Annotated in this window: 8 protein-coding genes; 6 read left to right on the top strand and 2 right to left on the bottom strand. The window is 67.4% G+C overall.

Annotated elements, in window-relative coordinates; genetic code table 11:
• Window positions 1-2: 2 nt before the first annotated feature.
• Window positions 3-1,268, bottom strand: a complete 1,266-nt coding sequence (locus U5798_RS21655) for a M23 family metallopeptidase (protein ID WP_322083147.1) — start codon at window positions 1,266-1,268, stop codon at window positions 3-5.
• Between the two features lie 323 nt (window positions 1,269-1,591).
• Window positions 1,592-2,254 carry a TetR family transcriptional regulator gene (locus U5798_RS21650; protein WP_124451609.1) on the bottom strand — a complete coding sequence of 221 codons (663 nt, stop codon included), beginning with the start codon at window positions 2,252-2,254 and terminating at the stop codon, window positions 1,592-1,594.
• A gap of 151 nt (window positions 2,255-2,405) precedes the next feature.
• Between U5798_RS21650 and U5798_RS21645 the strand changes: the two genes are divergently transcribed.
• From U5798_RS21645 to U5798_RS21620, 6 genes are all read left to right on the top strand, one after another.
• On the top strand, window positions 2,406-3,608 hold the full coding sequence (locus U5798_RS21645; RefSeq protein ID WP_124451611.1) for a MexX/AxyX family multidrug efflux RND transporter periplasmic adaptor subunit: 1,203 nt from the start codon (window positions 2,406-2,408) through the stop codon (window positions 3,606-3,608).
• A gap of 15 nt (window positions 3,609-3,623) precedes the next feature.
• A complete protein-coding gene (locus tag U5798_RS21640; protein WP_322083146.1) occupies window positions 3,624-6,761 on the top strand; it encodes a multidrug efflux RND transporter permease subunit in 3,138 nt (1,045 codons plus the stop codon).
• Window positions 6,761-8,221: an efflux transporter outer membrane subunit gene (locus U5798_RS21635; protein WP_322083192.1), complete on the top strand. Its 1,461-nt coding sequence runs from the start codon at window positions 6,761-6,763 to the stop codon at window positions 8,219-8,221. Before U5798_RS21640 ends, U5798_RS21635 begins: the two co-directional genes overlap by 1 nt.
• A 150-nt stretch (window positions 8,222-8,371) precedes the next feature.
• Window positions 8,372-8,701 carry a hypothetical protein gene (locus U5798_RS21630; protein ID WP_322083145.1) on the top strand — a complete coding sequence of 110 codons (330 nt, stop codon included), beginning with the start codon at window positions 8,372-8,374 and terminating at the stop codon, window positions 8,699-8,701.
• A gap of 379 nt (window positions 8,702-9,080) precedes the next feature.
• Window positions 9,081-9,593: a fimbrial protein gene (locus U5798_RS21625; protein WP_124451619.1), complete on the top strand. Its 513-nt coding sequence runs from the start codon at window positions 9,081-9,083 to the stop codon at window positions 9,591-9,593.
• A 118-nt stretch (window positions 9,594-9,711) separates the two neighbouring features.
• Window positions 9,712-12,165: a fimbria/pilus outer membrane usher protein gene (locus tag U5798_RS21620; RefSeq protein ID WP_322083191.1), complete on the top strand. Its 2,454-nt coding sequence runs from the start codon at window positions 9,712-9,714 to the stop codon at window positions 12,163-12,165.
• The last annotated feature ends 1 nt before the right edge of the window (window position 12,166 follow it).

The raw sequence follows: 12,166 nt of genomic DNA, 5'->3' as shown, positions 1-12,166 counted from the left end.
CATCACGACGCCGAGTAGTGCGTGTTGAAGACGGCGCGCAGCGTCGACTCGTCGGTGGCGAAATCACCCCACAGCGGCCCGTCGTTCTGCGCGAACGCGAACGGCGTCGTATTGATCGACGCGAGGCGGAAGCGCCATTGTGCGGCTTCCTGGCGGAACGCGGTGAGCTGCATGTCGGACAGCGCCGTCTGGGCGTTCGCGAGCGTGACGAGCGGATCGACCGGATCGTTCGCGACACGCACCTCGAAATGCAGGTGCGGACCCGTGGCGGCGCCCGTCATCCCGACCGATCCGATGCGCTGGCCCTGCTTCACGGTTTCGCCGGTCTTGAGCCCGCGTGCGAACGCGGACAGGTGCGCGTAGTAGGTCGAGTAGCCATCCGCATGATCGACGATCACGTACCGGCCGTAGCCGCCCGGATCGGTGCCGACGAACGACACGACGCCGTCGGCGGCCGCGTCGACGGGCGTGCCGCTCGGCGCGGCGAGATCGACGCCCGTATGGAACGCCATCGCCTGCGACAGCGGATGGATGCGCTCGCCGAAGAACGAGCTGATGCGCGTCCACTTGACCGGCATCGTGAATGCCGCGGCTTCGAGCGGCGAGCCGTCGAGCGTGTAGTACGCGCCGTGCTCGGCGCCCGGTGCGCGGAACCAGATCGCGCCGAACGTGCGGCCGGCGACGCGCAGCTCGAGCGCCGTGAGGCGCGGCGTGCCGCCGTTCGTGTCGAACGCGACGCGGTAGTAGTCGCCGCGCTGCGCGGTCGCACGCATCGCGACCTTGCCGGTGACGAGATCGCCGAGCTGGATGCGCACTTCGGGCGGTACGTCGAGACGGTTCAGCGTATCGGACAGCGTGAGCTCGATGCCGCCCGCGCGCATGCCGTGCTGGTTCTCGGGTGCCGCGAACTGGAACAGGCTCGCATAGCCGAGCACGTCGTTGCGGTGCGCGCTGAGCGGGGCGAACAGGCCCGGCTGCGGGCTGCGGTCGTGGCTGTCGACGTGCTCGTCGCGCGCGCCGATCGTGCGGGCGAGCTCGCTCGTCACGAAATGCTGCGCGGTGGGAAACGGCGTGTCGGACAGCACGCGCTGCGGCAGCGCGGCCGTGCCGGAATCGACGGCGCCCGGCAGTTGCGAGACGGCCGGCAGTGCGGCGGCGAGACCGAATGCGGCGAGGGCGCCGAGCACGGCGGCCGGCACGAGCGCGCGCGCGACGCGCTGCGCGCGGCCGGGCGCGAAAGCATCAGGGGTAGCGGCAGACTTGACCAAGGTGTCCACATCCAGGAAAGCGGTTCAAAGGGGTGTGGGCAGGGGCCGCCGGCGGCTCATCCGTCGAACGGCGACGGGGCGGGTGGCGGGCGTGCAACAAAACAGGCCCCGCCAGGGGCCTGTGTCGTTTCCGTTCGACCCAACACACGGGGCGGGCCCGCTTCGAACGGCGGCGTGCATACCGGGTCGAACCCGGTTATCACGAAGACGCTAAAGAAAGATGACAGCGTCAGTCTACCGGTGTTCCGCAAAACGTTAAAAATTTTAAAGGGGGTCAGCTCATTCGTTTCGCAGTGCGGTAAATCGGGTTAAATCAGCATTTGTTACGACGTTTGTCGTCGGTCTGGCAATTTTTGCGCGCGGCCGCGCAGCGCGGCGGAGGTGCGGACGGTGTCGAAACCGGCGTCGAGCATCGCTTCGGCGTCGTTCCACAGGTTGCCGCGCAGCCGGTTGGTCCAGATCATCGACGCGAACACGCCTTCGAGCAGCGACACGAGATAGACGGCGGCCAGGTGCACGTCGAGATCGGCGGCGAGTTCGCCGGCCGCGATCGCGCGGCGCAGCAGCGCCTTCGTGATGCGCAGCATCTGCAGTTCGAGCAGCATGCGGCGCCGCTGCAGCGCGCCGTTTTCCTCGCTTTGCTCGCACTTCGTATAGAGGATCACGAGCACGCGCTGCATCGGGCCCGGCTCGCCGCATTCCTGCAGGTAGTGCGACGCGGCGCGCCGCAGCGTGGCGAGCGGCGGCAGGCCGTCTCCTGCGTCGAAACCTTCCGACGTGCGCGCGAACGCGCGGTCGCACATCGCGAGACACACTTCCATCTTGTTGCGGTAGTGGCCGTAGACGGCGCCGCGCGACATCCCGGCGGCCTCGGCGAGGTCCGCCATCGCGGTTTGTGCGACGCCTTTCTCGAGCAGCACGAGCTCGGCGGCGTCGAGGATCCGGTGCTTGATGGCGAGCGATTCTTCCCGGGTCTTGCGGGCCATGTCGTGAAATTCCTTACAGTTCGCTGTCGTTTTATTGAGACAGTGTGCCAGGCAGATTGAAAGCTCATGTATTTAATCAGTCGTGACTGATTATAATCGGCCACCCTGAGCCGCCGCATTGTATCGGCGGCGAACGATCCGAGGTCAGAACATGAATAACAAACGCACCCTGTGGCGCCGCCTGCGGCTGGCGCCGTTCGCGCTGGCGGCCGTACTGGCCGTGGCCGGATGCGGAAAGGGCGACAAGGACGCCGCGCCGGAGACCGCAAAGCAGGCCACCGTCGTCACGGTGCGTCCGACGGCCGTGCCGATGACCGTGGAACTGCCGGGCCGGCTCGACGCGTACCGGCAGGCGGAAGTGCGCGCGCGGGTCGCGGGCATCGTCACGGCGCGCACCTACGAAGAAGGCCAGGAAGTGAAGCAGGGCGCGGTGCTGTTCCGCATCGATCCGGCACCGCTGAAGGCTGCACGCGATGCCGCGCAGGGCGCGCTCGCGAAGGCGCAGGCCGCCGCGCTCGCGGCGAGCGACAAGCGCCGCCGCTACGACGATCTCGTGCGCGACCGCGCGGTGAGCGAGCGCGACCATACCGAAGCCGTTGCGGCCGATACGCAGGCGAAGGCCGAGGTGGCATCGGCGAAGGCCGAACTCGCGCGTGCGCAACTGCAACTCGACTATGCAACCGTCACCGCGCCGATCGCGGGGCGTGCGCGACGCGCGCTCGTGACCGAAGGCGCGCTCGTCGGCCAGGACCAGGCGACGCCGCTCACGACCGTCGAGCAGCTCGATCCGATCTACGTGAACTTCTCGCAGCCGGCCGCCGACGTCGACGCGTTGCGCCGCGCGGTGAAGAGCGGGCGCGCGACGGGCATCGCGCAGCACGACGTCGCGGTGACGCTGCTGCGCGCCGACGGCACCGCGTATCCGTTGAAGGGCAAGCTGCTGTTCAGCGATCTCGCGGTCGATCCGACCACCGACACCGTCGCGATGCGCGCGCTGTTCCCGAACCCCGAACGCGAGTTGTTGCCGGGCGCGTACGTGCGGATCGCGCTCGACGCGGCGGTCGACCAGCGGGCGATCCTCGTGCCGCGCGACGCGCTGCTGCGCACGGCCGACCGTACGTCGGTGCGCGTGGTCGGCACGAACGGCAAGGTCAAGGACGTCGAGGTCACGGCCGACCGGATGAGCGGCCATGACTGGCGCATCACGCGCGGCCTCGCGGGCGGCGAGCGCGTGATCGTCGACGACGCATCGCAGTTCGCGCCCGACACGGCCGTCAAGCCCGTCGAGAAGGCGCCGCCGTCGAAGGCGGCGCCGGCAGCGGCCGCTTCGCAGGCGGCCGCCCGTCAAACCTGACCGGTTCAAACCAACATGGCACGTTTCTTCATCGATCGCCCCGTCTTCGCGTGGGTGATCGCCGTCTTCATCATGCTGGGCGGCCTGTTCGCGATCCGCGCGCTGCCCGTTGCGCAGTACCCGGACATCGCGCCGCCCGTCGTCAGCATCTATGCGACGTATCCGGGCGCATCCGCGCAGGTCGTCGAGGAATCGGTGACCGCGCTGATCGAGCGCGAAATGAACGGCGCGCCGGGGCTGCTGTATACGTCCGCGACGAGCAGCGCGGGGGCCGCGTCGCTGTACCTGACGTTCAAGCAGGGCGTGAACGCCGATCTCGCGGCCGTCGAAGTGCAGAACCGGCTGAAGACGGTCGACGCGCGCCTGCCCGAGCCCGTGCGCCGTGACGGCATCCAGGTCGAGAAGGCCGCCGACAACATCCAGCTCGTCGTGTCGCTGACGTCCGACGACGGCCGGATGACCGACGTGCAGCTCGGCGAGTACGCGTCGGCGAACGTCGTGCAGGCGCTGCGCCGCGTCGAGGGTGTCGGCAAGGTGCAGTTCTGGGGCGCCGAATATGCGATGCGGATCTGGCCCGACCCGGTGAAGCTGGCCGGGCACGGCCTCACCGCGTCGGACATCGCCTCGGCCGTGCGCGCGCACAACGCGCGCGTGACGATCGGCGACATCGGCCGCAGCGCGGTGCCGGACAGCGCACCGATCGCGGCGACGGTGTTCGCCGACGCGCCGTTGAAGACGCCGGCCGATTTCGGCGCGATCGCGCTGCGTGCGCAGGCCGACGGCTCCGCGCTGTTCCTGCGCGACGTCGCACGCATCGAATTCGGCGGCAACGACTACAACTATCCGTCGTACGTGAACGGCAAGGTCGCGACCGGGATGGGCATCAAGCTCGCGCCGGGCTCGAACGCGGTGTCCACCGAGAAGCGCGTGCGCGCGACGATGGACGAGCTGTCCAGGTACTTTCCGTCGGGCGTGAAGTACCAGATCCCGTACGAGACGTCGTCGTTCGTGCGCGTATCGATGAACAAGGTCGTCACGACGCTGATCGAGGCCGGCGTGCTGGTGTTCCTCGTGATGTTCCTGTTCATGCAGAACCTGCGCGCGACGCTGATCCCGACGCTCGTCGTGCCGGTCGCGCTCGCGGGCACGTTCGGCGTGATGTATGCGGCCGGCTTCTCGATCAACGTGCTGACGATGTTCGGCATGGTGCTCGCGATCGGCATTCTCGTCGACGATGCGATCGTCGTCGTCGAGAACGTCGAGCGGCTGATGGTCGAGGAAGGGCTCGCGCCCTACGATGCGACCGTCAAGGCGATGACGCAGATCAGCGGCGCGATCGTCGGGATCACGGTCGTGCTGACGTCGGTGTTCGTGCCGATGGCGTTCTTCGGCGGTGCGGTGGGCAACATCTACCGGCAGTTCGCGCTGTCGCTCGCGGTGTCGATCGGTTTCTCCGCGTTCCTCGCGCTGTCGCTCACGCCTGCGCTGTGCGCGACGCTGCTCAAGCCCGTGTCCGGCGACCATCACGAGAAGCGCGGCTTCTTCGGCTGGTTCAACCGCTTCGTCGCACGCGCGACGCAGCGCTATGCGTCGCGCGTCGGCACGATGCTGAAGAAGCCGGTGCGCTGGCTCGTCGTGTACGGCGCGTTGACCGCGGCCGCTGCGTTGATGCTCACGCAACTGCCGACCGCGTTCCTCCCGGACGAGGACCAGGGCAACTTCATGGTGATGGTGATACGCCCGCAGGGCACGCCGCTCGCGGAAACGATGCAGAGCGTGCGCGAGGTCGAGTCGGCCATCCGTCGCGACGAGCCGACCGCCTATACGTATGCGCTCGGCGGCTTCAACCTGTACGGCGAAGGGCCGAACGGCGGGATGATCTTCGTCACGCTGAAGAACTGGAAGGACCGCAAGGCCGAGCGCGACCACGTGCAGTCGATCGTTGCGCGCATCAACGAGCGCTTCGCGGGCACGCCGAACACGACGGTGTTCGCGATGAACTCGCCGGCGCTGCCCGATCTCGGCTCGTCGAGCGGTTTCGACTTCCGGCTGCAGAACCGCGGCGGGCTCGACTACGCGACGTTCAGCGCCGCGCGCGAGCAGTTGCTCGCGGCCGGCGGCAAGGATCGCGCGCTCACCGACCTGATGTTCGCGGGCACGCAGGACGCACCGCAGCTGAAGCTCGACATCGATCGCGCGAAGGCGTCCGCGCTCGGCGTGTCGATGGACGAGATCAATACGACGCTCGCGGTGATGTTCGGCTCCGACTATATCGGCGACTTCATGCACGGCACGCAGGTGCGACGCGTGATGGTGCAGGCCGACGGGCTGCATCGACTCGATCCGGACGACGTGAAGAAGCTGCGCGTGCGCAACGCGCGCGGCGAGATGGTGCCGCTCGCGGCGTTCACGACGCTGCACTGGACGCTCGGGCCGCCGCAGCTCACGCGCTACAACGGCTATCCGTCGTTCACGATCAACGGCTCGGCCGCGGCGGGGCACAGCAGCGGCGAGGCGATGACCGCGATCGAGCGGATCGCCGCGAAGCTGCCGGCCGGCATCGGCTATGCGTGGTCGGGGCAATCGTTCGAGGAGCGGCTGTCGGGCGCGCAGGCGCCGATGCTGTTCGCGCTGTCGGTGCTCGTCGTGTTCCTCGCGCTCGCGGCGCTCTACGAGAGCTGGTCGATCCCGTTCGCGGTGATGCTGGTCGTCCCGCTCGGCGTGATCGGCGCAGTGCTCGGCGTCACGCTGCGCGCAATGCCGAACGACATCTATTTCAAGGTGGGGCTGATCGCGACGATCGGGCTGTCGGCGAAGAATGCGATCCTGATCGTCGAAGTCGCGAAGGATCTCGTCGCGCAGCGCATGTCGCTCGTCGACGCCGCGCTCGAGGCCGCGCGCCTGCGGCTGCGGCCGATCGTGATGACGTCGCTCGCGTTCGGCGTCGGCGTGCTGCCGCTCGCGTTCGCGTCGGGTGCCGCGTCCGGTGCGCAGATGGCGATCGGCACCGGTGTGCTCGGCGGCATGATCACGGCGACCGTGCTCGCGGTGTTCCTCGTCCCGCTGTTTTTCGTGAGCGTCGGCCGCCTGTTCGACGTCGGCCCGCGCCGGCGCGGCGGGGCGCAGCCGGCGACGATGGAGGGTTCGCAATGATGTTCGCGCTGAATGCACGCGCCGCGCTGCGGGTTCAGCTCGCGCTGGCCGCCGCGCTAGCGCTCGCCGGTTGCTCGCTCGCGCCGCGTTACGAGCGGCCGGCGGCGCCGGTGCCGGCGACCTATGCGCCGGCCGACGGCAGCACGGCGCCGGCCGCTGAACGGGCCGCGGCGCAGGATGCCGCGCTGCTCGACGACTGGCATGCGTATTTCACCGATCCGGCGCTGCAGGCGTGGATCGACGCCGCGCTCGAAAACAACCGCGACCTGCGGATCGCGGCCGGCCGGCTCGACGAAGCGCGCGCGCTGTACGGCGTGCAGCGTGCGGACCTGATGCCGTCGGTCGATGCGAATCTCGGCTACGAGCGCGCGCGCCAGTACGATCCGGTCGTGCGCGAAAGCGCGATCAGCGGGCTGTACCGCGCGGGCGTCGGCGTCAGTGCGTACGAGCTCGACCTGTTCGGCCGCGTGCGCAGCCTGTCCGATGCGGCGCTCGCCGAGTATTTCGCGACGGCCGAGGCACGGCGCACAGTCCGCATCGGCGTGATCGCCGAAGTGGCCGGTGCGTATGTCTCGGAACGCTCGCTGCACGAACAGCTTGCGCTCGCGCAGCGCACGCTCGACGCGCGCGAACGCATGGCCGCGCTCACGCAGCGCCGCTACGCGGCCGGCACGAGCGACGCGATCGAGCTGCGCTCGGCCGAGATGCTGGTGGCATCGGCGCGCGCGTCGCAGGCCGCGCTGCAGCGCGAGCATGCGCAGGCCGTGCGGGCGCTGCAATTGCTGGCGGGCGATTTCGCGCGCAACGTGCCCGGCGATGCGACCGCGCTCGACGGGCTGGCGATCGCGCCGGTGGCGCCCGGCGCGCCGAGCGAACTGCTCGAGCGGCGTCCGGACATCCGGCAGGCCGAGGCGCGGCTCAAGGCCGCGAACGCGCAGATCGGCGCCGCACGCGCGGCGTTCTTCCCGCGCATTGCGCTGACGACCGACTACGGCTCGGTCAGCGACGCGTTCTCGAGCCTGTTCGCGGCCGGCACGAGCGTGTGGACGTTCGCGCCGCGCATCACGCTGCCGATCTTCGCGGGCGGCCGCAACCGTGCGAACCTCGACGTCGCGAATGCGCGCAAGCACATCGCGGTCGCCGAGTACGAGAAGACGGTGCAGACCGCGTTCCGCGAAGTGGCCGACGCGTTCGCCGCGCGCGACTGGATCGATCGCCAGCTTGCCGCGCAGCAGGACGTGTATTCAGCCGACGGCGCGCGGTTGAAGCTCGCCGAGCGCCGCTATGCGGGCGGCGTCGCGACGTATCTCGAACTGCTCGACGCGCAACGCAGCACGTACGAGTCGGGGCAGGAGCTGATTCGGCTCAAGCAGCTCAGGCTCGCGAATGCGATCGCGCTGTACCGCGCGCTCGGCGGCGGCTGGGCGCCGGCAGCGGCGGAGGCCGCGGCTTCCGCGTGATGGGTGTGTCGTCGCCAGGCGCTGCCGTGTGCCGGGTGACATGACGGCGGCCGTACGATCCGACGTGCGGCCGCCGCTTCGATAGTCGTGCGGCCGCCGTAGCGCCGATCGCTATCGGTGCATTCCTTCGCTGTCCAGCGAACTACTTCGATGTTCTTCATCTCGCGGCGGGGCGGAAGTGCGCCTTCTGCGGCAACCCGCATCCGGCGGCCGGCCGTATCGCCCACCGACGCAAACGTATGCGCCGCATCTTCGTCTTTCCATCTCGTCCATCCAGGCCGGCGAATCGAGTTCCGATTGCTGCGCATTCATGCGATTTACGATCGTGAATTGATGATCGAATTAATCAATGAATTGGAATTAATGAGGGCGGCAAAGTGTCGCAGCAAAACGTTTGTATTCTTTTCGCAATCGTTTGCGCGGCAAATTGGCATTGATGAAATACCCTGGTTAATTTCCTGTCAGTTGAAAATGATTTGATATGGGCGTTGCCGCTGAGCAACGATGGCGGCATTGGACAATATTTTGTCTTTGGGGTGATGGATATCGGTCAGAGTCAATGCCGGCAAGGGCAGGCGGGTCGCGGTCGGTTATCGGAAGAAATTTCCCTTAATCTTCAATTGGTTCCGGAAAACTAAAAAGGACCGCGGATAAAAAGGTGCTGGATTGAAAATCGGGTGGAAATAATGTGATCCCGGAGGGGTGAATCGAACATTGTCAGATGCATTTGACAATGATTTACAGAAATCTTTCATGATTATCTCGATAATGCCGCCTCGTGTCGGACGGGAGCCACCATGCGCTGCCGTTTGTGTCCGCCACGTCGTCCAATCCATTTGCAGTCCTTACGGGAAACGTCATGAAAAAATCCATCCTGTCCGCCGTCGCACTCGCGGCCCTGTCCACCTCGGCCTTCGCAGCGGGCACCGGCACGATCAACTTCACGGGCGAGATCGTCGCGGGCGCATGCGGCATCGATGCGAACTCGGTCAACCAGACCGTGGAACTGGGCAAGGTGCCGACCAACAAGTTCAAGCAAGCCGGCGACAAGTCGGATCCGGTGTCGTTCGACATCAAGCTGACCGACTGCGACACCAGCATCGCGCAGAACGCGTACTTCACGTTTACGGGCACGTCGAGCGCAGGTCAGCCGAAGCTGCTCGCCACGATCGGTTCGGCAAGCAACGTCGGCATCCGCCTGCAAGCCGCGTCGGGCGAATACCTCGACAACGGCGCCGAGCAGAAGGCACCGACGCTGCTGCAGAACGGCACGAACACCGCGCGCTTCGCAGCGATGTACGAATCGACGGCAGCCGGCGTGACGCCGGGTACCGCCAACGGCGTCGCGAACTTCACGGTCCGCTACCAGTAAGCCGCCGTACCGGGGAAGGGTGCGCGCACCCTTCCTCGTTCGTTGTTCCTCCTTTTCCCCCTCCCTGGACTTCCGGTAGCACCGCGTGCGAATCAGACATTCCTTCCTTTGCGTCTCCGTGCTGGTGGTCGGCAGCCAGAGCCATGCGACGGAATTCAATTCGTCGTTCCTCGACATCGATGGAACGAGCAATGTCGACCTGTCGCAGTTCTCGCAGCCGGACTTCACGTTGCCCGGCGAGTACATGCTCGACGTGCAGGTCAACGACCTGTTCTACGGGCTGCAGGCGATCGAGTTCATCGCGGTCGACGCATCGGGCGCGGGCAAGCCGTGCCTGCGGCCGGAGCTCGTCGCGCAGTTCGGGCTGAAGCCGTCGCTCGCGAAGGACCTGCCGCGCTTCCAGGGCGGGCGTTGCGTCGATCTCGGCGCGATCGAAGGCGCGACCGTGCGCTACCTGAAAAGCGACGGCCGGCTCAGGATCACGATTCCGCAGGCCGCGCTCGAGTTCACCGATTCGACCTACCTGCCGCCGTCGCGCTGGTCCGAAGGGATTCCGGGCGCGATGCTCGACTATCGCGTGATCGCGAACACGAACCGCAACTTCGGTACGGGCGGTAGCCAGACGAATTCGATCCAGGCCTACGGGGCGGTGGGCGCGAACTGGGATGCGTGGCGCTTTCGCGGCGACTACCAGGCGCAATCGAACGTGGGCAACAAGGCGTATGCGGACCGCACGTTCCGCTTCAGCCGGCTGTATGCCTTTCGTGCGCTGCCGTCGATCCAGTCGACGGTGACGTTCGGCGACGACTACCTGACCTCCGACATCTTCGACACGTTCGCGTTGACGGGCGCGTCGATCCGCAGCGACGACCGCATGCTGCCGCCGTCGCTGCGCGGCTATGCACCGCTGATCTCGGGCGTCGCGCGCACCAACGCGACGGTGACCGTGTCGCAGGCCGGCCGCGTGCTGTACGTGACGCGTGTGTCGCCGGGCGCGTTCGCGCTGCAGAACATCAATACGAGCGTGCAGGGCACGCTCGACGTCGCGGTCGAGGAAGAGGACGGCAGCGTGCAGCGCTTCCAGGTGACGACGGCCGCCGTGCCGTTCCTCGCGCGTGCCGGGCAGCTGCGCTACAAGGCCGCGGTCGGCAAGCCGCGGCTGTTCGGCGGCGCCGGCATCACGCCGTTTTTCGGCTTCGGCGAAATCGCGTACGGCTTGCCGTTCGACGTCACGGCGTACGGCGGTTTCATCGCCGCGTCGGGCTACACGTCGATCGCGCTCGGCGTCGGCCGCGATTTCGGCGCGTTCGGCGCGCTGTCGGCCGACGTCACGCATGCGCGGGCGAAACTGTGGTGGAACGGCGCGACGCGCAACGGCAACTCATACCGCATCAACTATTCGAAGCACTTCGACGGGCTCGATGCCGACGTGCGCTTCTTCGGCTACCGCTTTTCCGAGCGCGAATACACGAACTTCGCGCAGTTCTCGGGCGACCCGACCGCATACGGCCTCGCCAACAGCAAGCAGCGCTACTCAGCGACGCTGTCGAAGCGTTTCGGCGACACGTCGACCTATTTTTCCTACGACCAGACGACCTACTGGGAACGCGCGAACGAGCAGCGCGTCGGCCTCACGCTGACGCGCGCGTTCTCGATCGGCACGCTGCGCAACCTGAACGTGAGCGTGTCGGCATTCCGCACGCAGAGCGCGGGTGCAAGCGGCAACCAGGTCTCGATCACCGCGACGTTGCCGATCGGCGGCCGCCACACCGTCACGTCGAACCTGACGACGGGCAGCGGCAGCACGAGCGTGAACGCGGGCTACATCTACGACGATCCGAATGGCCGCACCTACCAGATCAACGCGGGCGCGACCGACGGACGCGCATCGGCGAACGCGAGCTACCGCCAGCGCTCGTCGGCGTATCAGCTGACTGCGCAGGCATCGACGCTCGCCAACTCGTATGCGGCCGCGTCGCTCGAAGTCGACGGCTCGTTCGTCGCGACGCAGTACGGCGTGTCCGCGCATGCGAACGGCAATGCGGGCGACACGCGCTTGCTGGTGTCGACCGACGGCGTGCCCGACGTGCCGCTGTCCGGCACGCTCACGCATACCGATTCGCGCGGCTACGCGGTGCTCGACGGCATCTCGCCATACAACGTGTACGACGCGACTGTGAACGTCGAAAAGCTGCCGCTCGAAGTGCAGGTGACGAACCCGATCCAGCGCATGGTGCTGACCGACGGCGCGATCGGCTTCGTGAAGTTCACAGCCGCGCGCGGCAGCAACCTGTACCTGACGCTGACCGACCGGGCCGGCAAGCCGCTGCCGTTCGGCGCGTCGGTGCAGGACGCGGCGAACGGCAAGGAACTCGGCATCGTCGGCGAAGGCGGGGCGGCGTTCCTGACGCAGGTTCAGCCGAAATCCACGCTGGCGGTGCGAGCGGGCGAGCGGACGCTCTGCACGATCGACGCACTGCCGAACCAGCTTCAACTCGAAGGCACGCCGATCCCGGTGACGTGCCAGACGCCCGGCGAGTCGCATGCAGCGGCCGCGCGGGCCGAACGATGAT

The organism is Burkholderia sp. BCC1972 (genome assembly GCF_905339605.1).
Lineage (GTDB): Bacteria > Pseudomonadota > Gammaproteobacteria > Burkholderiales > Burkholderiaceae > Burkholderia.
The sequence above is the reverse complement of the archived record's forward strand: the minus strand, read 5'-3'. Positions and strand labels throughout refer to the sequence as shown.